A 24,253-nucleotide genomic window follows, 5' to 3' on the forward strand; every position below is an offset into this window, starting at 1 on the left:
ACTTGATTCAATCATATCACTTTTGTAAAAAAATATACATAAAAAAAGGCATATCCGGAGGATATGCCTTGCCATTTCTTATCGACGGAGACCGAGTCTTTTGATCAGTTCACGGTATCTCTGAATATCTTTGTTACGCAGGTAAGTCAGCAGGTGTTTTCTGCGTCCGACCATTTTGAGAAGACCTCTTCTGGAGTGGTGGTCTTTCTTGTGGATGCGCAGGTGATCGTTGAGTGCTGTGATTTCAGCAGTCAGTACAGCGATCTGCACCTCTGGTGATCCTGTATCGGATTCATGCGTACGGTATTCCTGAATCAGTTCATTTTTGCGTTCTTGTGTAATTGCCATGTATAAACGCCTCCTTGTTTATTGTTCACCACTATCCGAGCAGATGTCGGAGATTCGCTCTGCCAAGAGTAGGGCACTTGATTCATTATACTGGATGGCTCATATGTTTTCAAGTAGTTCAACGGCTTTTTGCTTATCTTTCGCAATCTGTCCCGTCAGCTCATCGATGCCGGAGAACTTCTGCTCCCTGCGTATGAAATGGTGCCAGTAGACGGTCACATTCTCCCCATAGATGCTGCGGTCGAAGTCGAACAGGTGCACTTCAATCGACACGCGTTCCATATTGTCGTGGAAGGTCGGTTTGACCCCGACATTGCATACCCCGCTGTAGATCCTGTCTTCATTATCGAGCCGCAGGGTCACTGCATAGACGCCCTTCGCCGGAAGATGGTACCGGTATTCGGGTTCGATATTGGCGGTCGGGAATCCGATTGTACGCCCGCGCTTCTCACCCTGGACGACGACGCCCTTCACTTCATAGGGGCGCCCGAGGATCAGGTTGGCATGCTCCAGCTCGTTGTTGGCCAGAGCCTCACGGATGCGTGTCGTCGATATCTTCTCTCCGCCCTCTGTAATCTTTTCAACACCGGTCGTGTTGAATTCATCATGGGCCTTCAGTGTATCGATGGTGCCCCTGCCATACCTGCCGTATGTAAAGTCGAAGCCGGCCACCACTTCCCTGACATTCATCCGCACGATGTACTGATCGACGAAGAAGTCGGGCTCAAGCCCGGCCAGGGCACTTGAGAAGTTGATGACGAAGCAGTAGTCGATCCCCTTCTCATCAAGCATCTCAAGCTTGATGTCAAGCGGCGTCAAATATGTCGTACGCTGTTTCTTCGGACTCAGGACGACCGACGGATGCGGATCGAAGGTCATCACCGCCTTCTTCAGGCCTTCCGCTTCCGCGATATCCTCCATTCTGCCGATGACATCCTCATGGCCCCTGTGGAGACCGTCGAAGAAGCCCACCGCGACTGCAGAAGGTTCCAGATTGAGTTCTTGCTGATCATGTGGATAGTGGAGTCTGTAAATTTTCATCTCATCGCCTCTTATATATTGAACATTTTGTATGGTTTCATTATATCCGTGTGTTCAGGATGATCATAGTATATGCCGACGGGTACGCCTTCGCTTGTAAAGGCGACCATATCTGCATCATCTTTCCCTACTTTTTCAATGATATCAGATTTATCCATCTTCTGCCCATTACGAATTTTGAAAAAGAAGGATTCGTCGGTGATTTCGACCGATGGAAGGTCTTCGATGAGTTCCGATATCGGCACGATGAAGTCCCGCGGCTCCCCTTCCTGGAGTGCTTCGAGCGTCACTGCCCTATCCAGTGTAAGGCCGCATGATTCCGTCCTGACAAGGGCGGACATGTGGGCCTCGACCCCAAGGTGCCTTCCGATATCCACAGCAAGCGTACGTATGTACGTCCCCTTCGAACATGACACATCCAGACTGAACCGTACGAGTCCCGCTTCCCTTTCCACCCTGCCTGTCCGTTCTATCTCATGGATGAAGACCTCCCTGACGGGGCGTTCGACTTCAATGCCCTTCCGCGCATATTCATACAGCTTCCGTCCATCCACCCTGACGGACGCATACTTCGGCACCATCTGATGGTAGCTCCCCGGGAAGGAGCCGATCGCCTGATCGATCGCTTCATCGGAGATGCCCGTGACACCCTCGCTTCTCCCGGTGACTTCACCTGTCTGGTCTTCCGTATCCGTCGAGAATCCGAGTGTCACCTCGGCGTGATAACGCTTCTTCTTCGTCTGCAGATATTCGGTGAGCTTGGTCCCCTCCCCGATGCAGATCGGCAGGACGCCTGTAACTTCCGGATCCAGCGTGCCGGTATGTCCCACCTTCTTCATATGCAGTATCCTGCGCATGCACATGACCACATCATGGCTGGTCAGTCCTTTTGGTTTATTGACAGGTATTACCCCATGCATATCTGTACGCCTCCATATAAAAATAAAAACCTGGGGGGAGTCCCCTCAGGTTTATTTGTCTTTGATTTCATTCAGAAGATTTTCGATCTTATGGCCGTACTCAATGGAAGTATCATACTTGAACTGCAGTTCCGGCGCTTTTCTTATCCTGATTTCCTTTGCCACTTCGGAGCGGACCAGACCTTTCGCCCGGTCGAGCCCCGCTTCCACTTCCTCCCTGTTGTCGTTCAGGGAAGTGTAGTAGATCGTCGCAATCTCCATCTCCTTGGTCAGTTCGACATCCGTCACTGTAACCATCCCGATATCGGGATCTGATACTTTTGTGCGGAGTGCCTCACTCACCACTTTCTTTATCTCTTCGGCAACTCTTTCATGTCTGTTGCTCATAGTCATCACCTTTCAATTTCAACCATGATATAAGGTTCGATCTGGTCTCCCTCTTTAAGGTCATTGAAGTTCTTGATCGTCAGGCCGCATTCGTAGCCGGCCGTCACTTCCTTGGCGTCGTCTTTGAAACGCTTGAGGGTATCCAGTTCACCTTCGTAGATTACTATACCCTCTCTGATGACTCTTACACCTGAATCCCTGGTGATTTTACCGTCAGTGACATAGGCGCCGGCGATCGTGCCCACCTTGGAGACTTTGAATGTCTGGCGGACTTCCACGTTGCCGATGACCTTCTCTTCATACTCGGGATCGAGCATGCCCTTCATCGCAGATTCAATCTCTTCGATGACGTTGTAGATGATGCGGTGGAGCCTCATATCGACTTTCTCACGTTCCGCGGCCTTCTTGGCATTGACGTCCGGACGGACGTTGAAGCCGATGATGATCGCTTCGGACGCGGAGGCGAGTGTAACGTCGGATTCGTTGATCGCACCGACGCCCGTGTGGATGATGCGTACATTGACGCCTTCGACATCAATCTTCATCAGGGAGGCGCTCAATGCTTCCACAGAACCTTGCACGTCCCCTTTGATGATGAGGTTGAGGTCCTTCGTTTCGCCTTCCTTCATCTGTTCGAAGAGGTTGTCCAGTGTGACTGCAGATGTCTGCTCACGATCCTTCATGACCTGCTCTTCGCTTCTCGCTTCACCGATGCTGCGTGCTGTCTTGTCATCCTTGAAGACGACGAAACGGTCGCCTGCATGCGGCACGGCGTTCAGCCCTGTGATTTCGACAGGCGTGGATGGACCAGCCTCCTGAATGCGGCGTCCAAGATCATCGACCATTGCCCTGACCTTGCCGAATGTATTTCCGACGACGATCGAGTCGCCGACCTTCAGCGTGCCGTGCTGGACAAGCAGTGATGCGGCAGGGCCCCTTGACTTGTCGAGCTCCGCCTCGATGACTGTGCCGACTGCCGGCCTGTCACTCTTCGTCTTCAGTTCTGCAACTTCACCGACGAGTGTGATCATTTCAAGGAGGTCTTCAATGCCTTCTCCACTCAGTGCAGAAAGGGAAACGAAGATCGTGTCTCCACCCCAGTCTTCCGGGTAGAGGCCATGTTCACCGAGTTCCGTCATGACGCGCTCAGGATTCGCCGTCGGCTTGTCCATCTTGTTGACGGCGACGATGATCGGCACTTCCGCCGCTTTCGCGTGGTTGATCGCTTCAATCGTCTGAGGCATTACACCATCATCGGCAGCGACGACGAGCACTGTGATGTCCGTCACCTGCGCACCGCGTGCACGCATCGTTGTGAATGCAGCGTGTCCCGGTGTGTCGAGGAACGTGATCTTCTTGCCGCCCGACTCGATCTGGTAGGCACCGATGTGCTGCGTGATGCCGCCCGCTTCCCCTGCCGTCACTTTCGTATGGCGGATGGAATCGAGCAGTGTTGTCTTACCGTGGTCGACGTGGCCCATGATGGTAACGACGCTTGGACGCTCTTCATTCATGTCGTCACCGAGCTCGAAATAGTTTTCAAGGTCCGTATCGTCCACCACGACTTCGAGTTCGGCAGTGAAGCCATGGTCGCTGGCGATCAGTTCCACTGAATCATTGTCCAGCGCCTGGTTGATATTGGCTACGATGCCCACCATAAAGAGGTCTTTGATGATCTTCGAGGAATCCACGCCAATCTTCTCGGCCAGTTCACCGACTGTGATGCCTTCCTGATAGGTGAAGTTCTTAGGAAGTTCGACCTCTTTTTTGACCGGCTCAGGCTTCTGGTTCTGGTTCTTCTGCTTGTTTCCAGGTTTCTGGTTGCGGCTGTTCTTGTTCCTGTTGCCTGCACCAGGCTTATGGTTCCTGTTGTTCCTCTGTGGCCCCTGGCCGCCCCTCTGCTGGCCGCCCTTCTGCTGGTTGCCTTGGCCGCCTTTTTGGGTGTTCTGACCACCTTGGCTGCCTTTTTGGGTATTCTGGCTTTTCGACTGTCCGCTGTTGCTGGAGCTGCTGTCTGAAGTGCCGGATTTCTTGAATTCCTTGTTGAGGAGGTTGACCTCGCTGTCTTCGAGTGATTTCATGTGGCTCTTCACTTCGATATTCCTCGCCTGCAGGAACTCAATCACCTTTTTGCTTGGTACTCCACATTCTTTTGCATATTCGTAGATTCTGATTTTACTCATTGAATCACTTTCCTTTCTCTTTAAGCTGCAGCATCTTCCGGCTGAAACCTGGATCTGTAACTGACAATACAACCCGGTTCGGAGCGCCTGTAGCGGAGCTCAGCGCCTCGTTGGTGTAATCATCAATCAACGGTATTTCATAGTAGTTGCATTTATCTCTGACTTTCTTTGCTGTACTGCTGCCTGCATCACTGGCCAGGAATACGGCCTTGGCCCTGTTGCGCTGGATGGATTCTATCGTCTTCTCTTCCCCGGTCGTCAACATGCCTGCGCGCTTGGCCAGCCCCAAAAGATTCAATATCCTGTCGGTCATCTTTTCGGTATATCCTCGCGGTAGATCAGACGGATGATTTCATCGTATACCGGGGAGAGCGTATCACTGTCGAAACCAAGCCTGCCTTCAAGCTTCCTGCCTTTGCGTGCGGCTTCGACCTTTTCGAGGTCTTTGACCACGTAGCTGCCGCGTCCGTTCTTCTTGCCTGTCGGATCGACGAAGACCTCTCGCTCTTTCGTCACGACAATACGGAGCAGATCTTTCTTAGGATGCATTTCATTGGTAAGGATACATTTTCTGAGCGGTACTTTCTTCTTCATGCTACATCACCCACAAGTATTATTCGATGACGCCTTCTTCACGGGCGTCTGATTCGCTTTTGATATCGATCTTCCACCCTGTCAGCTTCGCAGCAAGACGGGCATTCTGCCCTCTTTTGCCGATGGCAAGCGAGAGCTGGTTGTCCGGCACGATCACCATGGTGGACTGGTTGTCCTCATCCACGATGACTTCCACCACCTGGGAAGGGCTGAGGGCATTCTTGACGAACACCCTCGGATCCTCGTTCCAGAGGACGATGTCGATCTTCTCGCCCGAGAGCTCATTGACGATCGCCTCCACACGGGCGCCCCTTGCACCAACGCAGGAACCAACCGCATCGACATCGGGATTCTGTGCATGGACGCTGATCTTGGAACGCTCACCGGCTTCCCTCGCAACACTCATGATCTCCACGGTCCCATCGAAGATTTCCGGCACTTCCTTTTCGAAAAGGCGCTTCAGCAGGTTCGGATGCGTGCGCGATACGAAGATCTGCGGCCCCTTCGTCGTCTGCTCGACTTTGTTGACGTAGACCTTGATCCTGTCATTCGGACGGTACACTTCGTTCGGCATCCTTTCGGATTCGCTCAATACGGCGTCCGTGCGGCCCAGCTGGATATGGACGAAGCGATGGTCGACACGGTCGATCAGGCCCGTCATGACCTCGTCTTCCTTGTCGATGAACTCATTGTACAGGATGCCCCTCTCTGCATCGCGGAGGCGCTGCATCACTGCCTGTTTGGCAGCCTGGGCACCGACCCGGTTGAAGTCCTTCGGTGTGACATCCTCGTCGTAGGGATCTCCGATTTCATATGCCGGATTGACCGTACGGGCGGTTTCAAGGTCGATTTCCGCAGTGGGATCCTCGACCTCCTCGACCACATCCTTCCGGGAAACGACACGGTACGAGCCGTTTTCCATATTCAGGTCCACCTTGACGTTCTTATGCTGTGAGTAGTTCTTTTTATAGGCTGTAAGAAGTGCCGCCTCTATCGTTTCGACAAGCACTTCGTTTGGAATGCTCTTTTCCTTTTCAAGGTATTCAATTGCATTCAGTAGTTCCTGGTTCACTAATAAGCGCCTCCAATCATAATATTACCGCTTTGCGTATGGTCGCAATCCTGTCCCGGCCAATCGTAACCGTCTTTGTTCGGGTTTTTTCCCTGTAGTCGATTGTCACTGTATCAGAATCGTAGTCTTTTAAGATGCCTGTCCATTCCTTGTTGCCGTCGATCTGCTGATACGTTTTGACATATATCCCCTGGTTCAATGTCATTTCCAGGTCGTCATCATCTTTGATCGGACGTTCGGCGCCGGGAGAAGAGACATCGAGGAAGTAGCCTCCCCTGATGATATCCCACTCATCGAGCTTTTCACCCAGTACTTCACTTGCCTGGGCACAGTCTTCGAGTGTGATGCCACCCTTTTTGTCAAGATACAGCCTCAAATAGTAGTCAGGACCCTCTTTCACATATTCCACTTCGATGAGCTTATACCCCAACTCCTCGATCAGCGGCTGTGCATGTGTCATGACATCCTGTTCTGTACGATTCACTGTCCATTCCCCTCCTTCAAAACTAAGAGAAGAACGGGCTAGCCCGTTCTTCTCCTTGTGACTGGGTATTTAATATCACAATTATTATATCACAGAGCAAACGTGCCTGCAACTGCGCGCTACATGTCGAAGATCGACAGCTGGGCCTTGTCCGGCAGGTGGTTCAGGCTGCCGAGTTCGGTCAGGTAGTCCACGATCTTCGGAGAGACGCCTGCACGCTTGTTCAGGTCCTCCTTGGAGATGAACGGTTCCTCATCACGCGCCTCGACGATGCGTCTTGCGACGCTTGCCCCGAGACCCGGTACAGCGAGGAACGGCGGTATGAGCGCGTCCCCTTCGATCTTGAATTCGGTGCTGTCCGACTTCTCGACATCCACCGGGCGGATCTTATAGCCGCGCTGCGCCATTTCATTCGCCAGCTCCAGCACGATGAGCGTATCCTTCTCCTTTTTGGTCAGCTCCTGGAACCGCTGGTTCATCTCCTTAACCTTATGCTTGATCGTCGTGCTGTCCTTGACCATCGTCAGCAGATCGAAGTCCGAGGCACGTACGGTGAAGTAGCTCGCATAGTAGTAGAGCGGATAATGCACTTTGAAGTATGCGATCCGCACGGCCATGAGTACATAGGCCGCCGCGTGGGCTTTCGGGAACATGTATTTGATCTTCTTGCATGAATCGATGTACCAGCCCGGTACACCCTGCTCACGCATTGCGGATTCATGCTCTTCGGAAAGTCCCTTCCCCTTCCTCACCTTCTCCATGATGTTGAAGGCAAGGGATGGTTCGAGCCCCTGATACATCAGGTAGACCATGATGTCGTCCCGGCAGCCGATGACGTTCTTGAGGTCGCATGTGCCGCTTCTGATGAGGTCCTGGGCGTTGCCGAGCCATACGTCGGTCCCGTGTGACAGGCCTGAGATCTGTACGAGCTCACTGAATGTCGAAGGCCGAGTATCCTCAAGCATCTGCCGCACGAATCCCGTACCGAACTCCGGTACGCCGAGCGTGCCTGTCCGGCATACGATGTCCTCTTCAGTGACGCCGAGCACTTCCGGTGAATTGAAGAGCGACATCGTATCCTGGTCGTCCACGGGCACCGTCTTCGGATCGATGCCCGAAAGGTCCTGCAGCATGCGGATCATCGTCGGGTCATCGTGTCCGAGTATGTCCAGCTTAAGCAGGTTGTCGTGGATGGAATGGAAGTCGAAGTGCGTCGTCTTCCATTCGGACTCCACATCATCCGCAGGGTACTGGATCGGCGTGAAATCGAAGATGTCCATATAATCCGGAACGACGATGATGCCGCCCGGGTGCTGTCCGGTCGTCCGCTTGACCCCGCTGCATCCGAGTACGAGCCGGTCGATCTCCGCGCCCCGCCGATGGAGTCCATTGTCGTTCAGGAAGCCTTTGACGTAGCCGAAGGCCGTCTTCTCTGCGACGGTGCCGATCGTCCCCGCACGGAAGACCTTGTCTTCACCGAAGAGTTCCTTCGTATAGTTGTGTGCCACCGGCTGGTAGTCACCGCTGAAGTTCAAGTCGATATCCGGCACCTTGTCCCCCTTGAATCCGAGGAAGGTTTCGAATGGGATGTCCTGCCCTTCCTTAATGAGGGCCGAACCGCATGTGCCGCATTCCTTATCGGGCAGGTCATATCCCGAGCTCACACTGCCGTCCATGAAGAATTCACTCGTCCGGCATTCGGGACATACGTAGTGCGGCGGCAGCGGATTGACTTCTGTGATTTCGGTCATCGTCGCGACGAAGCTCGAACCGACGGACCCCCGTGAACCGACGAGATAGCCGTCATTAAGGGACTTCTTGACGAGCTTCTGACTGATCAGATAGATGACTGCAAAACCGTTGCCGATGATGCTGTCGAGCTCCTTTTCAAGCCGCTCGACTACAATTTCGGGAAGGTCATCCCCATAAAGGCTGCGGGCATTGCTGTAGCTGAGCTCCCTGATTTCGTCATTCGCCCCTTCGATGTTCGGGGTATAGAGCTTGTCCTGGATCGGAACGACTTCTTCTATGCTGTCTGCAATGCGGTTCGGTGCGTCGATGACGACTTCCTTCCTGACATCCGCGTCCAGGAAGGCGAATCCTTCCAGCATTTCATCGGTCGTCCTGAAATGCGCATCCGGCAGACGTCCGCGGGAAAGCGGGTTCCCCGGATTGCTCTTCACAAGGATGTCCCGGCAGAGCTTGTCCGATTCATCCAGATAGTGCACGTTGCCTGTGGCGACGACCGGCTTGTCCAGCTCGTCACCGAGTGTGATGATGTTTGTGATGATCTCCTCAAGGGTCTTTTCATCGCGTACGATCTCACGATCGAGCAGCCGGCTGTAGAGCGCCTTGGGGAAGATTTCGAGATAGTCGTAGAAGCCCGCGACCTTCTTCGCCTGGTCATATGACTTCTGCATCATGGTCGTGAACACTTCACCGGAATCGCACGCGCTGCCGATCAGTATGCCGGACCGGTATTTTTCAAGCACCTGCTTCCTGATCCGCGGCGTCTTATAGAAGTGGTCGGTCAGTGAGGCGGAGACGATCTTGAACAGGTTCTTCAGCCCCTCCTGGTTCTGTACGAGCAGAGTGACATGCGTCGGCATGGCCCGCTTGTAGGAATCGGAGTCGGCAAGTTTTTCATTGATGTGGCTATGGTTGTCTATGCCGAGCTTCCTGATCTGCGACAGCATCTTGATGAAGATGTATGCCGTCGCCTCCGCATCATAGATGGCCCGGTGGTGCTGGGTCAGCTCCACATTGTATTTCTTCGCGAGTATGTTCAGTCCGTGTTTTTTGAAGTCCTTGTTGATTGCGCGGGACAATTCGAGCGTATCGATGACGCCGTTGGTGTAGGAGCCGAGGCCTTCCCTGCCGTAGGCGGCTTCTATGAAGCCCATGTCGAAGCTCGCGTTGTGGGCGACGAATATCGCGTCACCGACCCACTCCTTGAAATCGGTGATCACTTCGGAAATCGGTGGTGCGTCCACCAGCATGTCATCCGTGATGCCCGTAATCTCCTTGATGGTTTCCGTCAGCGGCTCATTCGGGTTGCTGAAGCGCTCGAAACGGTCGATGATTTCGCCATCCTTCACCTTTACGCCGGCGAGTTCGATGATCTTGTCGTATTTGGAGGACAGGCCGGTGGTCTCCACGTCGAAGACCACGTACTCATGTGCATCGAGTACGATATCCTGGGGCCTGTAGGCGATCGGCGCCCCATCATTGACAAGCAGCCCTTCCATGCCATAGATCATCTTGATGCCGTTCGCCTGTGCGGCATAGTAGGCATCCGGATAGGCCTGTACATTGCTGTGGTCGGTGACCGCAATGGCCTTATGGCCATAGTCCGCCGCCCGTTTGACGTATTCCCCGATATTCCTGAGGCCGTCCATCTGGCTCATTTCCGAGTGCAGGTGGAGCTCCACCCGCTTCTCCTCACTCCTGTCCGTCTTCTCCGGCTTATGGATGACGGTCAGGTTGCGGATCATGAGCACCATATCCCTTGAAAATTCATCGTATTCCACATTGCCTTCGATGACCACCCAGTCGTTCTTCGACAGGGCATCGAAGACGGCATCGTCATTCTTGCCATGCCGGGAGAACATCTTCGCGGCGATCGAATCGGTGTAGTCGGTGATCTTCAGCTGCAGTATCTTGCGGCCGGTCCGGAGTTCCCTGACTTCGGAATCGAAGATGACCCCTTCGACCTTGACGTTGAACTCCTCCTCGACGACCGTTTCAAGCGGACGGATATCGCTCATGTTCATGGATTTGCCGATCTGCTTGACGACACTCTCCTGCTGCTGCTTATCCGCTTCATTATCCTTCTGCTGTTCGATGAAGCCCTGTACAAGCTCCGTCTTCTCTTCCTTCAGACGTGCCTCGAGCTTCGTCCGGCGGTCGGTATCGAGTGCCTTGTCGGCATGGAATTCCACTGCACTGATCGGCATGCCGTACGTGGTGTAGGCATCGGTGAGGTTGCCGTTGATATGCTTGTTGAAATGTGCCACTTCAATTTCATTCTGTACTGAAAACGCCAAAACGCCGCCCTTGAACTGCTTGTCACAGTTGAGCAGCTGGAAGCGGATGTTCTCATTGACATTGATGTTGATGAGGGCATACTCCAGATAGTCGATGACATCCTTATCCGTGTAATGGTCTGCAGAAATGACCAACTTCGTATCTGCGATATTCGAAAAGGCATCCTCGATGCTTTTTTCCATCATGCTCCTTAAGGAGGCAGGTATCATCTGTTCGAAATGCAGGTGGAACTCCCACAGTCTTCTATCATCATCGGACACGACCTTCTTCAATGTCCCCGTGGCCAGATAGTCTTCATTTCCCCTGATGCCTGCCTGGTCGAGCAAGATGTTGAACTGGTCCTTTCCCTTCACTTGCAACACTCCTATAAAAGCGCGTAAATCCAGGATTTACGCGCCCAACTTCTTTTAATAGTTCACTTCCAGATACTGCTTCACGTCATCGATGGACAGTTCCATGGATTCTTCACTGTCCCTTGCCTTCACTTCCACTTTCCCCTCTTTGGCGGCACGGCCGACGACGATCCTGTACGGCAGGCCGATCAGATCGGAGTCTGCGAATTTCACACCTGCGCGCTCTTTCCTGTCATCATACAGCACACGATAGTGTTTGCCGAGATCTTCGTAGAGGGTTTCTGCGATTTCCGCCGCTTCCTTGTCCTTAGGGTTGGCGGTGATGATATGCACATCGAACGGCGTGACGGCCTTCGGCCAGATGATGCCACGGTCGTCATGATGGCTTTCGATGATGGCGGACAGCGTCCTCGAAATGCCGACGCCATAGCAGCCCATGAGTACAGGCACGCTTCTGCCATTCTCATCGAGTACATTCAGGTTCATCGCTTCGGAATACTTGGTGCCCAGTTTGAATACCTGGCCGACTTCGATGCCCCTCATGAACTTGACCGGACCGCTGCCATCCTGTGCCATTTCACCTTCGGTGATGAAACGGAAATCTCCGAACGCTTCGACCTCGAAATCCCGACCATGATTGACATTGATGAAATGATATCCGCTCTCGTTCGCCCCTGTCGGATAGTCCTGCATATTCCTGACCTGGTGGTCCAGGTATACCGGCAGGTCCGTCCCCACCGGTCCGAGGCTCCCTGGCGAGGCACTCAGCAGGTTCTCGATCTCTTCATCCGTGGCAAAGTCGATGTCATCGGTTCCGAAATGGGACTTGAGCTTCACATCGTTCAGCTCATGGTCTCCACGGAGCAGAATCATCACGTAGTCATGATCGACACGCATGATCATCGTCTTCGTCGTCTCCTCCAAGGTGATGTCGAGGAATTCTGCGAGGGAACTGCATGTGGAGACATCCGGTGTCGCCACTTTCTCGACTTCCCTGTCGCTGTTCAATTCCTCGACTTCCGGTACAGGACATCCCGCCTTCTCGATGTTTGCTGCATAGTTGCTGCCGTCGGTGTAGGCGATCGTATCTTCGCCGATGTCCGCAAGCGCCATGAATTCATGGGTATGGCTGCCGCCGATTGCTCCAGAGTCCGCTTCGACTGCACGGTAGTTCAGTCCGACGCGGCTGAAGATTTTCGAGTAGGCGCTGTACATGTCATGATATGTTTCATCCAGTGAAGCTTCATTACTGTGGAACGAATAGGCATCCTTCATGATGAATTCACGTCCGCGCAGAAGTCCATACCGTGGACGCAGTTCGTCCCGGAATTTCGTCTGGATCTGGAACAGCGTCAACGGGAGTTTCTTGTAGCTTTTCAGTTCGTCGCGCAAGAGCGCCGTCACGATTTCCTCATGTGTCGGCCCGAGGGCGAAATCGCGCTCGTGGCGGTCCTTCATGCGCATCAGTTCGCTGCCGTACGCCTCCCAGCGGCCGGACTCCTGCCACAGCTCCTTCGGATGCAGCACGGGCATGTGGATCTCCACGCCGTCGATGGCGTTCATCTCTTCCCTGACGATCTGTTCGATGTTGTTCAGAACGAGTTTCGTGATCGGCAGATAGGTGTATATCCCGCTGGCCATCTGCTTGATCATGCCCGCCTTCAGCATCAGGCGGTGGCTCAGGCTGTCGGCATCCTGGGGCGTTTCACGCATTGTTGGTATAAACATTCTGGATTGTCTCATTCATTTCACTCCTAAAGGAAAAATGTCTTTATGTCGTTCCATGTTACAAGGATCATGACCATCAGCAGGAACAGCACACCGATCAGCTGGATGTTCAGTTCCACCTTCTTGTTCAGCGGTTTCCTGAAGATGCCTTCATAGAGGACGAACAGGATGCGCCCACCGTCCAGTGCCGGGATCGGCAGCAGGTTCATGATGCCGAGGTTGACGCTCAGTATTGCGGTGAAGTTGATCAGCGTGATCAGCCCCTGGGTCGCCACCTCTTCCGTCACCTTGTATATGCCGACCGGTCCGTTCAGCATGTCGAAGGAGAATGTCCCCTCAAATATACTCAAGAACATATTGACCACCAGGTCAAAAATCATGGTGCTCATCTGGACGGTCTGCTCCGCTCCCCATAATATCGGGGAGAACATGCCGCGCTCCATCTCGGCTCCGATGCCGATGATCAGACGTTCCGACGTTTCGCCGTCCGGGAGTTCCGTGGTCTCGACGACCGGTGTCATCTCCACTGTGCGGGATTCACCATCATTGGCCACTTCGATATCAAGCGGCTGCTCACCCTGCTCCTGGATGATGGCCGACATGTCATTCCAGCCATCCACCGTTTCACCATTGATGGTCTCGAGGCGGTCCCCTTCCTGGAGTCCTGCCTCCTCAGCAGGTGTATCCTCTGCAACGAAGCCGACGACCGCTTCGTCCGTCGGTTTCCCCTGCACATAGAAGAGCACCGTGAAAAGGACGAATGCCAGGACGAAGTTCATCAGCGGTCCCGCAGCAAGCGTCATGAACCGGTGTCCGACCGACTTCGACTCGAAACGTGACTCCTTCGGCGCGATGCGCTCCAGCTGGGAGTTCTCGACGAAGTAGGATTCGTGCGCAAGATTGTAGATGACCTCCTGTCCGTCATGGAGACGGGTCGCACGGATGTACATCTCTTTCGTGATATCGGATTCGACGACTTCCACTTCCTCTATCTGAGTGAAGTTGTGCTTGTCATCGAGGATGATATGCGTGATCTCATCCTTTTCATCCACCTTGAGCTGTATACGCATGCCGGCATTCAATGGATTGACTTCCATCTCTTCGGAAGCCATCCGCACATAGCCGCCGACGGGCAGCAGCCTTACGGTATAGAGCGTATCATTATATTTATGTGAAAATATCTTCGGTCCCATGCCGATGGCAAATTCGGGACACATGATGCCGGCCCGTTTGGCGAAGATCAGGTGCCCGAGTTCGTGAACCGTCACCAGCACACCAAAGACAACAATAAAAGCTAAAATGCCGGTCATTTCATCACCTCATATCAGACTTGTAGAGCCGGTCGTAGTAGAGAATCGTATCGAGATCCGGGTTCTGGACCGCCTCATGGCCATCCATGCGCGACTCCACAATCTCCTCGATTTCCAAAAAGGATATTTCCCCCTCAAGGAAACGGTTCACTGCGTATTCATTGGCAGCATTCATGACAGCCGGCATCGTTCCCCCTGTCCGGAGGGCATCATAGGCAAATGCAAGCATCCGGAACCGTTCAAGGTCCATGGGTTTGAAGTTGAGCTGGCTGAGGGCATCGAAGTCCATGGGGTTGTCCATCGGCAGCCTTTTCGGATGGCTGAATGCAAACTGGATGGCAGTCTTCATATCCGGCGTCCCCATCTGTGCCATGATGCTGTTGTCGACGAACTCGACCATGGAATGGATCGTGCTTTCCCGGTGCAGTATCGTGGAAATCTGATCCACTTCCGCATCAAAGAGCCATTTTGCCTCGATGACTTCAAGCCCCTTGTTCATCATGGTGGCGGAATCGATCGTGATCTTGCGGCCCATCGACCAGTTGGGATGGTCGAGGGCGCGCTCGAGCGTCACGTCCCGGAGCTCTTCCCTCGAGAGGTCCCTGAATGAACCGCCGCTTGCGGTCAGGATGATGCGCTTCATCTCACGCAGGTCCTCACCCCTCAGGCACTGGAATATTGCAGAATGCTCCGAATCGACGGGAATGATGGAGACGCCCTTCTCCCTGGCCCTCTCCATTACGATTTCCCCCGCGGCGACGAGCGTTTCCTTGTTTGCAAGTGCAATGTCCTTGCCCGCATCGATTGCAGCAAGTGTCGGTTCCAGACCGACGCTGCCCATCACAGCTGTCAGCAGGGTGTCTGCATCATCGGTCGCGACCGCCATGAGCCCTTCCCGGCCACAAGTGAAATCTATGTCGGGATACCTGCTTTTCAACTCGATGCGGTCCGTGTCCTTCATCACGCTCACAAGCTTCGGCCTGAATGATTCAAGGATCTTCTCCAGAGCCTCTATATTCGTGCCGATCGAGATGCTGCCGAGTTCGAAATGTTCAGGGTTGTTTCCTATGACTGCCAGAGCCTGTGTTCCGATGGACCCTGTCGCACCGAGTATGGAAATTTTTTTCATATGATTCACCTGTATTCTGGATTAAGTTATGATCGGTAATATGTTCATCAGGGGCAGGACGAAGATGAAGCTGTCGAAACGATCCAGCACACCGCCATGACCCGGCAGCAGACGCCCCGAATCTTTGACGTCAAAATGACGCTTCAGCGCGGATTCCACAAGGTCCCCGAGTTGTCCGAACATGCTCAGTATCATTGTGAGCGTCAGGAACAGAAGGACATGTACACCTTCAATCCAGCCCATCAGATAGAACAGGAGGGCCAGCAGGACGCTGCAGAATATGCCTCCGAGGAAGCCTTCCAGGGTCTTGTTGGGGCTGATCTGGGGCCATAGCTTCCTTCTCCCCAGTGCACGGCCGAAAAGATAGGCGCCTGTGTCGGTGACCCAGACAATCAGCAGACCGTAGAGTATGTAGATGATCCCCTCTTCCCGCGTTTCGTAGAAATACATGAAGCCGATGCCGACATACGCCACTGCAAGTACGCAGAATCCCATATCCACGAATGAGAACCTGTTCTTGCTGATGACGGTGAAACTCAGCATGAGCAGTGCCATGACGATGATCAGGTCGACCTGGAACATCGATATATAGGGCATATAGGATTCCTGTGGCATCATGACGATGAAGAGCGCCACCATTGAGAGCATTCCCGGAATCGAGAAAATATGGATACGGTTCATCTTAAGTATTTCATACAGTGCTGTATAGGCCAGAAGGAAGACTGTAATCAGCAGGGGCCATGAGCCCAAAACGACAATGGGTACAAATATTGATAAGGCGATGATCGCTGTTATCGTCCGCGTCTTCATGTCATTCCTCCTCTTTGTTAAGTCCCCCGAACCTTCTCTCACGTTTCCTGTACTGTGAAATCATCTGATCGAGTTCTTCTGTTGTAAATTCGGGCCATAGCGTCTCGGTGAAAAAAAGCTCACTGTATGATGACTGCCACAGCAGGAAATTGCTCAGCCTGTATTCACCGCTTGTGCGGATCAGCATTTCGGGATCGGGGATTGTACATGTCATGAGATGGTGGTCCACCATTTCAGCCGTAATATCTTCCGGATCGAGATCGCCGTTTTCAACATCGTGCGCCATCGTCCGAAATGCCTGGATGAGCTCATCCCGTCCGCCATAGTTGAGTGCGAAGATGAGGTTGAGCCCCGTATTCCGGGAAGTCTTATCGACCGCCTGCTGTACGGCTTTTCTCGTATGTATCGGCAGGGCATCAAGGTTGCCTATGGTGCCGACCCTGACGTTCTTCTCTATAAGTTCCGGCAGAAATGTTCCGAGGAAGTCCCCCGGCAGTTTCATCAGATAGTTCACTTCGCTTTTCGGCCGCGACCAGTTCTCCGTGGAAAAAGCATATAGAGTCAGATACTTGATGCCGAGATCTGAAGCATGCCTTGTGATGCGCTTTACATTCTGCATGCCTTCATAGTGACCGTTTACCCGTGGTCTATTTTTCTGTTTGGCGTACCTGCCATTTCCATCCATGATGATGGCGATATGTTCAGGCAGCTCTTTTTCGGAATCGGTTCTCTTTTGCTTCTTCCAACCAAACATAACAATCCTCCTGAAGCATTATAATTATTAGTATACATTGATAATATCGTGTCCTCAATCAATTTATTCTACCATATAACATAGAGAACATAAAAAAACAGGCAGGAAAATCCTGCCCTGGAATGATGATTCAGACTTCCATGATGTCGGTTTCTTTGTCGTCGCACATCTTGTCGATCTGATCGATGTAGTCATTCGTCAGCTGCTGTACATCTTCTGTATAGCTTCTGAGGTCATCTTCAGTCAGTTCACCATCTTTTTCAAGACGCTTCAATTCGTCATTCGCATCACGTCTGATGTTGCGGACGGCAACTTTGGCATTCTCGCCTTCCTTGCGCGCATCCTTGACGAATTCCTTGCGGCGTTCCTCCGTCAGCTGTGGGACGGTGATGCGGATCATCGTGCCGTCGCTAGTAGGGTTTACACCAAGATCGGCCTGCTGGATGGCCTTCAGGACATCATCGACCGAACCTTTGTCGTATGGTGTCACTGTGAGCATCCGTGCTTCAGGCACAGAGATGCCTGCGAGCTGATTGACGGGGGTCGGCGCACCGTAATAGTCCACCGTCACACGGTCGAGCATGTTGGAGTTTGCACGGCCTGTACGGATTGTGGCAAGTTCCCTGCTCAAGCTTTCCAGTGACTTCTGCATTTTTGACTTGGCATCTTTTAAGACTGATTCACTCATGTTCTTTCTCTCCCATTACTTTTTGATTTCTGTACCAATCGTTTCGCCTGATACAGCACGTTTTATATTGCCGTCTTCTGTAATCGAAAATACCACAAGCGGTATGTCATTGTCCATACAAAAGGATGAAGCGGTCGCATCCATGACCTGCAGGTTCTCCTGCAGCATTTCCATATAGGTGAGTGTATCGTACTTGTGTGCATTGCCGTCGAGTTTCGGATCGGCGGAATAGACACCATCCACGTTGTTCTTGCCCATCAGGATCACATCGGCCTCCACTTCTGCTGCACGGAGTGCTGCAGTCGTATCGGTGGAGAAGTACGGATTGCCTATACCTGCTGCGAAGATGACGATGCGGCCCTTTTCAAGATGCCTGATTGCACGTCTTCTTATATAGGGTTCAGCCACCTGCTTCATTTCTATTGACGTGAGCACCCGTGTTTCACAGTCCATCTGCTCCAGGCTGTCCTGAAGTGCAAGTGAATTCATGACGGTGGCGAGCATGCCCATATAGTCGGCTGTGCCACGGTCCATGCCGAGGTCGCTGCCGACCTTCCCGCGCCAGATGTTTCCGCCGCCGACGATGACGGCAATCTCCACACCAAGATCCTTGGCTTCTTTGACCTGTTTGGCGATATTCTTGATTACGACCGGGTTGATGCCGAAGCCATCCTCACCAGCCAGGGCCTCACCACTCAATTTCAGTACAATACGTTTGTATTTGGAAGTCTCAGGCATATGTCTCCATCCTTACATAATTTAATATTCAATCCAAAAAGCGCATAGGCCACCCGAGTGGCATATGATGACAAGAAGAATAAATTTTCTTATCTGAAAAAAAGACACCGAAGTGTCTTTTTATTATTTATTCACTTGACCCATCACTTCATCAGCGAAGTTTTCCTGTCTCTTCTCAAGACCTTCGCCCACTTCGAAGCGGATGAAAGTTTTCAGGGTGCCGCCTTTGGATTTCAGGAACTGTTCAACAGTCTGATCGGAATCCTTGACGAACGGCTGGTCGACGATGCAGATCTCTTCGAGATACTTGCGCATTCTGCCTTCAACCATCTTGTCGACGATCTTCTCAGGCTTGCCTTCATTCAGCGCCTGCTGCTTGAGGACTTCCCTTTCATGCTCGAGCTCATCCTGGGATACTTCATCTTTGGAAACGTATTTAGGGTTCAGGGCTGCTGCGTGCATTGCAACATCTTTCGCTGCTGCATCGTCAGTGGAACCTTCAACAAGTGTCAGCACACCGATGCGGCCGCCCATGTGGAGGTATTCGCCGAATGAATCATTGTCAGTCTTCTCAGCGAGTGCGAATCTTCTGAGGGTGAGTTTCTCCCCGATTTTAGCCACTGCTTCATTCATGACGTCTTCGACTTTCTTGCCGTTCATTTCTGAAGCATTGAGTGCTTCGATGTCGGCTGGTTTAGTATCAAGGATATGCTCTGCGATATCTTTGACGAGTTTTTGGAATTCTTCGTTGCGTGCAACAAAGTCCGTTTCGGAGTTGATTTCGACGATGACGCCGTCATTGCCTTTGGAAGCGACGTGCACGATGCCTTCAGCAGCGATGCGGTCCGCTTTCTTGGCAGCTTTGGAGATGCCTTTTTCACGGAGATAGTCTGCCGCTTTGTCGATGTCACCATCAGTTTCCTGGAGTGCCTTCTTGCAGTCCATCATTCCAGCACCAGTTTTTTCACGTAGTTCTTTAACCAATTTTGCAGAAATAGCCATTTTCCATCCTCCTGGAATCATATTTTATACAGACCGGGAACACTCCCCGGTCTTTTAAAAAAGGTGATAAGAATAAGGAACTTATCACCGTTGTTTAATGCTTTATTTGCTTTCGCCCGCTTCGACAGTCTCCTCTTCGGAGCCTTCTTCCATGTCGATGTTCTGCTCAGCAGCGATCTCCTGGTCGGATACGCCCTGCTGGCCTTCCAGTACTGCATCAGCCATTTTGCTTGTCATCAGTCTGACCGCACGGATGGCGTCATCGTTTGCAGGAATGACATAGTCGATCTCGTCCGGATCACAGTTTGTATCGACCATCGCAACGATCGGAATGTTGAGTTTCTTCGCTTCCATGATCGCGTTGCGCTCTTTTCTAGGGTCGACGATGAAGAGTGCCTTCGGCATTTCCTTCATCTCACGGATACCGCCGAGGAATTTGTTCAGACGTGTGTACTCTTTACGGAGTTCCATGACTTCCTTCTTAGGAAGTACATCGAAGATGCCGTCTGCTTCCATTTTCTCGATTTCAGAGATGCGTTTGATACGCTTTGAAATTGTTTTGTAGTTCGTCAGGATACCACCGAGCCATCTCTGGTTGACGTAAAGTTGACCAGCGCGCTCCGCTTCTTCCTTGATTGCGTCCTGTGCCTGCTTCTTAGTACCGACAAAAAGGACTTTTCCGCCTTCTTCAGAGATGCTTTTCACGAAATCGTAAGCCTCTCCTACTTTTTTGACTGTCTTCTGCAGATCGATGATGTAGATGCCGTTTCTTTCCGTGAAGATGTATCTCTTCATTTTCGGGTTCCAACGGCGTGTCTGGTGACCGAAGTGTACACCAGCTTCAAGCAGTTGCTTCATAGTAATTACTGCCATGATATTTCCTCCTTTGGTTTTTCCTCCAGTACAGCTTTGGAAACGACCGTAAGGCACCTGTCTCCAATTCACCATACTGTGTGTGATGGGCTGTTTTCAGCCTTGAATAATATAACATATTCCAGCCATTAAATCAAACCCCTGATTCAGCCTGATCAGCTTTCTTTTCTGAGTTCAGGCAGGAAGTCCTCTTTTTTGACCTTGATGAAGGTGCCTTTCATGCCGAGGGAACGGGATTCGATGACGCCCGCACTCTCCAGCTTGCGCAGTGCGTTTACGATGACGGAGCGTGTGATGCCCACACGGTCTGCAACTTTTGAGGCGACGAGCAGGCCTTCATCCGCATCCAGCTCATCGAAGATGTGCTCGATCGCTTCACGCTCGGAATAGGAGAGGGAACGGATCGCCATGGCGATGCTCGCCTTGTCGCGTGCCTTCTGCTCTATCTCCTCCTGCTTTTCACGGAGAATCTCCATTCCTACGACAGTGCCGGCATACTCTGCCAACACCAGGTCATCTTCTTCGAACTGCTTGGATACACGGCCGAGCACGAGTGTGCCAAGACGCTCTCCGCCGCCGAAGATCGGCAGGATGCATGTTTCGGAATCCTGGAAGGAATCTTCTGTAGGGAAGACTGTCAGTTCATCTTCGAATTCGATGTTCTCCTGGGTCTCATTGATCTTCATGATCTTTTCGACATATTCCTCAGGGAACCTTCTCGCTTCGAGCATTTCAACGATGCGGTCGTTCTCGATCTTCTGGTTGATGCCGTAGCCCAGCAGTTTTCCTTTCCGTGAAACGATGAAGACGTTGCACTCGAGCACGCCGCTCACCTTTTCCGATACTTCCTTGAAATCGACTTTCACACCTTGATGACTCTGGATCAGCTTGTTGATATCTCTTGTTTTCTGTAGTAGGTTGCTCATGGTAATTCTCCTTTTAGGTTATAAGATAAATGCACTTAGATTCTTGTCGGACTTGATATTGTTCAGCTTCGATTCCACGTACTGCCGGGTGATCTCCACATGCGCCCCCTGCATGCCGCTCGCTTCGAACAGCAGCTCCTCAAGAAGGGTCTCGAGGATCGTGTGGAGGCGCCTTGCACCGATGTCATCCGTATCACTGTTCACTTCAAAGGCGATTTCCGCGATTTCCGTGATGGCTTCATCAGTGAAGGAGATGGTCACTTCCTCTGTCTTCAGGAGCGCTTCATACTGTTTTAGCAGTGAGCTCTGCGGCTCGGACAATATTTTGACGAAGTCCTCAGCCTTGAGCTTGTCGAGTTCGACACGGATCGGGAAACGCCCCTGGAGTTCCGGGATCAGATCGCTCGGTTTGGCGACATGGAAGGCACCGGCACCGATGAAGAGGATATGCTCGGTATCTATCGGACCGTACTTGGTCTGTACCGTACTGCCTTCGACGATCGGCAGGATGTCCCTCTGGACACCTTCCCGGGAAACGTCCCCGGTATTCTGCCCGCCTTTGGCGATCTTATCCATCTCGTCGATGAAGATGATGCCCATCGTCTCGGCAAGCGATATCGCTTCGTCGTTGACATTGTCCGTATCGACGATCTTCTCGGCCTCTTCACGCTTCAGGTATTCCCTTGCCTTCCTGACCGGCATGGTGCGCTTGTGCTTCTTCTTCGGCATGAACTGCTTGAGCATATCCTGCATGCCGCCCTCATCCATGCCTGGCATCATCATGCCCATCGGATTCTGCTCCTGTTCGACTTCGATGGTGACCTCTTCATCCTCCAGCATGCCGGAGGAGAGCTTTTCCCGAAGGTTCATGCGCTTCGCCCTTACTTCGGGCGTCACTTCCTCATACTCCTCCTCTGACTGCTGGTTCATGAACATCTCGAAAGGATTGGAGTTCGTCTGCCTGCGCTTCTCACCTGGTGCAAGCAGCCCTACAAGGCGTTCTTCCGCAAGCTTTTGTGCATCCTCTTCGACCATCTTCATCTTTTCTTCCTTGACCATGCGGACGCTTGCTTCCACCAGGTCCCGGACCATGCTTTCGACATCCCTGCCGACATAGCCGACTTCCGTAAACTTCGTCGCCTCCACTTTCGAAAACGGTGCGCCTGTAAGCTTTGCCATCCTTCTGGCGATTTCCGTCTTGCCGACTCCGGTCGGTCCGATCATCAGTATGTTCTTCGGCACGACTTCATCCTTCAATGAAGACTCGAGCTGCATGCGGCGGTAGCGGTTGCGCATCGCGATCGCCACTTTGCGCTTGGCTTCATGCTGGCCGATGATGTCATCATCGAGTTTTGCAGTGATCTCCCTGGGAGTAAGATTTTGTCTCAATTCAAACGCTCCTTTTACTCAATCGTTTCTACAATTATATGGTCATTGGTGAAGACGCAGATTTCACTCGCGATCAGCAGGCTGTCCCGCGCTATCGTCGGGGCATCCAGATTGTCGCCGTGAAGCTTCATCGCCCGGCCGGCGCTCAGTGCAAAATTGCCGCCGCTGCCGATGGCGAGGATGCCGTCATCCGGTTCGATGACTTCTCCGGTACCGCTGACCAGAAGCAGCGTCTCCTTATCCATAACGATCAGCATGGCCTCAAGCTGCCTGAGGATCTTGTCGCCCCGCCATTCCTTGGCGAGCTCGACGGCCGCCCGTGTAAGATTGCCGTTATAGGCATACAGGTTCGCTTCGAATTTTTCAAACAGTGTGAATGCATCTGCAACGCTGCCGGCAAACCCTGCAACGACCTTGTCGTCGAAAAGGCGTCTGACCTTGCGTGCGGAGTGCTTCATCACCACCTGGTTGCCGAGCGTCACCTGGCCGTCGCCGGCCATTGCCATCTTGTCTTTATGCCGTATGGCAAATATCGTTGTCCCTTTTATTGCCATGATTTCACCTCTTCTGATTAGCTGGATGATGCGCGAGATAGGTCTTTCTGAGCTGCTCCTTCGACACATGCGTATATTTCTGGGTCGTCGACAGCGATTCATGGCCGAGCAGTTCCTGCACCGCCCTGAGATCGGCACCATTGTTCAGCATATGTGTCGCAAAGCTGTGCCTGATCTTGTGCGGATGGAGGTGGAGGTCGCTTGCGCTCCTCTTGACCATCATATCGATGACATACCGGAGGCCCCTGTCGGTCAGGGGACCGTTCCTCTGGTTGATCCATAATGTCCCGTTCGCCTCAATTGCCTGATCGTGATTTTCGATGTAGGACTTCAGGGCTTCGGAAGCATGGGTGCCAAATGGCAGCACCCTTTCCTTGTTGCCCTTTCCGCGCACCTTGAGCAGCCCGTGGTCGAAGTCGATATGCGACAATGTGAGGCCGAGCAGTTCAGAGGCCCGCATGCCAGTCGCATAGAGCAGTTCCAGTATGGCCCTATCCCGTTCGTACATTTTAGAATCCTGATCCAGGGAATCGAAAAGCCCGCGTATTTCATTCTCGTACAGGAAGCCCGGCAAGGGCTTATCCCGTTTCGGGTTCGGCAGGTTCGTAAAGGGGTTCGAATTGCGGATCCCTTTGTCGATCAGGTAGTTGTAGAAGCTTCTGAGCGCCGATATTTTTCTGGACACTGTGGATTTCTTCAATTGTTTCTGATAAAGCATGTTGAGATAGTTCCTGGCATCCATGTACTTGAACGTTTCAATGTCCAGCCCCTCCTGGGAGAGGAACCTGAGAAACTCATTGATATCCCGCTTATAGTTGCTGACCGTGTGGGAGGAAAGGTTGCGCTGATATGTGAGCTGTTCCATGAAATTCCCCAGATGATCCATTCCACCATCTCCTTTATCAGAATCTTATCACAATTCC

At 52.4% G+C, this 24,253-nt stretch carries 23 protein-coding genes; all 23 read right to left on the reverse strand.

The features are described 5' to 3' along the window. Window positions 1-78: 78 nt before the first annotated feature. The 23 genes from rpsO to xerC all read right to left on the reverse strand — a co-directional run bounded on the left by rpsO (window position 79) and on the right by xerC (window position 24,216). On the reverse strand, window positions 79-348 hold the full coding sequence (gene rpsO / locus EDC33_RS03355) for a 30S ribosomal protein S15 (protein ID WP_040105620.1): 270 nt from the start codon (window positions 346-348) through the stop codon (window positions 79-81). A gap of 99 nt (window positions 349-447) precedes the next feature. Continuing rightward, window positions 448-1,389 carry a riboflavin biosynthesis protein RibF gene (gene ribF / locus EDC33_RS03360; RefSeq protein ID WP_124010170.1) on the reverse strand — a complete coding sequence of 314 codons (942 nt, stop codon included), beginning with the start codon at window positions 1,387-1,389 and terminating at the stop codon, window positions 448-450. 11 nt (window positions 1,390-1,400) lie between these two features. After that, window positions 1,401-2,309: a tRNA pseudouridine(55) synthase TruB gene (gene truB, locus EDC33_RS03365; RefSeq protein WP_124010171.1), complete on the reverse strand. Its 909-nt coding sequence runs from the start codon at window positions 2,307-2,309 to the stop codon at window positions 1,401-1,403. Between the two features lie 51 nt (window positions 2,310-2,360). Then, window positions 2,361-2,696, reverse strand: coding sequence for a 30S ribosome-binding factor RbfA (gene rbfA / locus EDC33_RS03370; RefSeq protein WP_040105623.1), 336 nt, complete (start codon window positions 2,694-2,696; stop codon window positions 2,361-2,363). A 5-nt stretch (window positions 2,697-2,701) separates the two neighbouring features. Further along, entirely contained in the window at window positions 2,702-4,879 is a 2,178-nt protein-coding gene (gene infB / locus EDC33_RS03375; RefSeq protein WP_094905786.1) for a translation initiation factor IF-2, read from the reverse strand. Window positions 4,880-4,883: 4 nt separating this feature from the next. After that, the gene (locus EDC33_RS03380) at window positions 4,884-5,192 is read right to left on the reverse strand and encodes a L7Ae/L30e/S12e/Gadd45 family ribosomal protein (RefSeq protein ID WP_040105625.1); all 309 of its coding nucleotides are present in this window, start codon (window positions 5,190-5,192) and stop codon (window positions 4,884-4,886) included. After that, window positions 5,189-5,473: an RNase P modulator RnpM gene (rnpM, locus tag EDC33_RS03385; RefSeq protein ID WP_031548621.1), complete on the reverse strand. Its 285-nt coding sequence runs from the start codon at window positions 5,471-5,473 to the stop codon at window positions 5,189-5,191. Before rnpM ends, EDC33_RS03380 begins: the two co-directional genes overlap by 4 nt. Window positions 5,474-5,492: 19 nt before the next feature. Further along, window positions 5,493-6,545 (reverse strand): transcription termination factor NusA, encoded by a 1,053-nt coding sequence (gene nusA, locus EDC33_RS03390; RefSeq protein WP_040105626.1) that lies wholly within the window; start codon window positions 6,543-6,545, stop codon window positions 5,493-5,495. Window positions 6,546-6,561: 16 nt separating this feature from the next. Further along, complete coding sequence (rimP, locus tag EDC33_RS03395; protein WP_040105627.1) at window positions 6,562-7,029, reverse strand: ribosome maturation factor RimP; 468 nt, start codon at window positions 7,027-7,029, stop codon at window positions 6,562-6,564. A 119-nt stretch (window positions 7,030-7,148) separates the two neighbouring features. Continuing rightward, on the reverse strand, window positions 7,149-11,429 hold the full coding sequence (locus tag EDC33_RS03400) for a PolC-type DNA polymerase III (RefSeq protein WP_124010172.1): 4,281 nt from the start codon (window positions 11,427-11,429) through the stop codon (window positions 7,149-7,151). Between the two features lie 54 nt (window positions 11,430-11,483). Then, a complete protein-coding gene (locus EDC33_RS03405; RefSeq protein WP_124010173.1) occupies window positions 11,484-13,172 on the reverse strand; it encodes a proline--tRNA ligase in 1,689 nt (562 codons plus the stop codon). Window positions 13,173-13,183: 11 nt separating this feature from the next. Further along, a complete protein-coding gene (gene rseP, locus EDC33_RS03410) occupies window positions 13,184-14,467 on the reverse strand; it encodes an RIP metalloprotease RseP (protein ID WP_124010174.1) in 1,284 nt (427 codons plus the stop codon). A 4-nt stretch (window positions 14,468-14,471) separates the two neighbouring features. Further along, entirely contained in the window at window positions 14,472-15,596 is a 1,125-nt protein-coding gene (locus EDC33_RS03415; protein WP_124010175.1) for a 1-deoxy-D-xylulose-5-phosphate reductoisomerase, read from the reverse strand. 21 nt (window positions 15,597-15,617) lie between these two features. Further along, complete coding sequence (locus EDC33_RS03420; RefSeq protein ID WP_124010176.1) at window positions 15,618-16,406, reverse strand: phosphatidate cytidylyltransferase; 789 nt, start codon at window positions 16,404-16,406, stop codon at window positions 15,618-15,620. A 1-nt stretch (window position 16,407) separates the two neighbouring features. After that, the gene (uppS, locus tag EDC33_RS03425; protein WP_124010177.1) at window positions 16,408-17,160 is read right to left on the reverse strand and encodes an undecaprenyl pyrophosphate synthase; all 753 of its coding nucleotides are present in this window, start codon (window positions 17,158-17,160) and stop codon (window positions 16,408-16,410) included. Window positions 17,161-17,290: 130 nt separating this feature from the next. Further along, window positions 17,291-17,848, reverse strand: a complete 558-nt coding sequence (gene frr, locus EDC33_RS03430; RefSeq protein ID WP_094905793.1) for a ribosome recycling factor — start codon at window positions 17,846-17,848, stop codon at window positions 17,291-17,293. 15 nt (window positions 17,849-17,863) lie between these two features. Beyond that, window positions 17,864-18,586 carry a UMP kinase gene (pyrH, locus tag EDC33_RS03435; RefSeq protein WP_040105635.1) on the reverse strand — a complete coding sequence of 241 codons (723 nt, stop codon included), beginning with the start codon at window positions 18,584-18,586 and terminating at the stop codon, window positions 17,864-17,866. A 123-nt stretch (window positions 18,587-18,709) separates the two neighbouring features. Continuing rightward, window positions 18,710-19,588 carry a translation elongation factor Ts gene (tsf, locus tag EDC33_RS03440; protein WP_040105636.1) on the reverse strand — a complete coding sequence of 293 codons (879 nt, stop codon included), beginning with the start codon at window positions 19,586-19,588 and terminating at the stop codon, window positions 18,710-18,712. Between the two features lie 102 nt (window positions 19,589-19,690). Further along, window positions 19,691-20,461, reverse strand: a complete 771-nt coding sequence (gene rpsB / locus EDC33_RS03445) for a 30S ribosomal protein S2 (RefSeq protein ID WP_040105637.1) — start codon at window positions 20,459-20,461, stop codon at window positions 19,691-19,693. 155 nt (window positions 20,462-20,616) lie between these two features. After that, the gene (gene codY, locus EDC33_RS03450; RefSeq protein ID WP_040105638.1) at window positions 20,617-21,387 is read right to left on the reverse strand and encodes a GTP-sensing pleiotropic transcriptional regulator CodY; all 771 of its coding nucleotides are present in this window, start codon (window positions 21,385-21,387) and stop codon (window positions 20,617-20,619) included. Window positions 21,388-21,405: 18 nt separating this feature from the next. After that, window positions 21,406-22,776, reverse strand: coding sequence for an ATP-dependent protease ATPase subunit HslU (hslU, locus tag EDC33_RS03455; protein WP_124010178.1), 1,371 nt, complete (start codon window positions 22,774-22,776; stop codon window positions 21,406-21,408). A 14-nt stretch (window positions 22,777-22,790) separates the two neighbouring features. Then, entirely contained in the window at window positions 22,791-23,330 is a 540-nt protein-coding gene (gene hslV, locus EDC33_RS03460) for an ATP-dependent protease subunit HslV (RefSeq protein ID WP_040105640.1), read from the reverse strand. 4 nt (window positions 23,331-23,334) lie between these two features. Continuing rightward, window positions 23,335-24,216 carry a tyrosine recombinase XerC gene (gene xerC / locus EDC33_RS03465; protein WP_124010179.1) on the reverse strand — a complete coding sequence of 294 codons (882 nt, stop codon included), beginning with the start codon at window positions 24,214-24,216 and terminating at the stop codon, window positions 23,335-23,337. Window positions 24,217-24,253: the final 37 nt, after the last annotated feature.

This window comes from Salinicoccus roseus (assembly GCF_003814515.1).
GTDB classification, from domain to species: Bacteria; Bacillota; Bacilli; order Staphylococcales; family Salinicoccaceae; genus Salinicoccus; species Salinicoccus roseus.

Bases quoted from the DNA above. Each gene is read 5' to 3' on its own strand.
- EDC33_RS03415 (WP_124010175.1), bottom strand. From the start codon at position 15,596: ATGAAAAAAATTTCCATACTCGGTGCGACAGGGTCCATCGGAACACAG.
- infB (WP_094905786.1), bottom strand. From the start codon at position 4,879: ATGAGTAAAATCAGAATCTACGAATATGCAAAAGAATGTGGAGTACCA.
- tsf (WP_040105636.1), bottom strand. From the start codon at position 19,588: ATGGCTATTTCTGCAAAATTGGTTAAAGAACTACGTGAAAAAACTGGT.
- uppS (WP_124010177.1), bottom strand. From the start codon at position 17,160: ATGTTTGGTTGGAAGAAGCAAAAGAGAACCGATTCCGAAAAAGAGCTG.
- rpsB (WP_040105637.1), bottom strand. From the start codon at position 20,461: ATGGCAGTAATTACTATGAAGCAACTGCTTGAAGCTGGTGTACACTTC.
- rbfA (WP_040105623.1), bottom strand. From the start codon at position 2,696: ATGAGCAACAGACATGAAAGAGTTGCCGAAGAGATAAAGAAAGTGGTG.
- rpsO (WP_040105620.1), bottom strand. From the start codon at position 348: ATGGCAATTACACAAGAACGCAAAAATGAACTGATTCAGGAATACCGT.
- pyrH (WP_040105635.1), bottom strand. From the start codon at position 18,586: ATGCCTGAGACTTCCAAATACAAACGTATTGTACTGAAATTGAGTGGT.
- ribF (WP_124010170.1), bottom strand. From the start codon at position 1,389: ATGAAAATTTACAGACTCCACTATCCACATGATCAGCAAGAACTCAAT.
- rnpM (WP_031548621.1), bottom strand. From the start codon at position 5,473: ATGAAGAAGAAAGTACCGCTCAGAAAATGTATCCTTACCAATGAAATG.
- EDC33_RS03380 (WP_040105625.1), bottom strand. From the start codon at position 5,192: ATGACCGACAGGATATTGAATCTTTTGGGGCTGGCCAAGCGCGCAGGC.
- frr (WP_094905793.1), bottom strand. From the start codon at position 17,848: ATGAGTGAATCAGTCTTAAAAGATGCCAAGTCAAAAATGCAGAAGTCA.
- hslV (WP_040105640.1), bottom strand. From the start codon at position 23,330: ATGGCAATAAAAGGGACAACGATATTTGCCATACGGCATAAAGACAAG.
- xerC (WP_124010179.1), bottom strand. From the start codon at position 24,216: ATGGATCATCTGGGGAATTTCATGGAACAGCTCACATATCAGCGCAAC.
- truB (WP_124010171.1), bottom strand. From the start codon at position 2,309: ATGCATGGGGTAATACCTGTCAATAAACCAAAAGGACTGACCAGCCAT.
- codY (WP_040105638.1), bottom strand. From the start codon at position 21,387: ATGAGCAACCTACTACAGAAAACAAGAGATATCAACAAGCTGATCCAG.
- EDC33_RS03405 (WP_124010173.1), bottom strand. From the start codon at position 13,172: ATGAGACAATCCAGAATGTTTATACCAACAATGCGTGAAACGCCCCAG.
- rseP (WP_124010174.1), bottom strand. From the start codon at position 14,467: ATGACCGGCATTTTAGCTTTTATTGTTGTCTTTGGTGTGCTGGTGACG.
- EDC33_RS03420 (WP_124010176.1), bottom strand. From the start codon at position 16,406: ATGAAGACGCGGACGATAACAGCGATCATCGCCTTATCAATATTTGTA.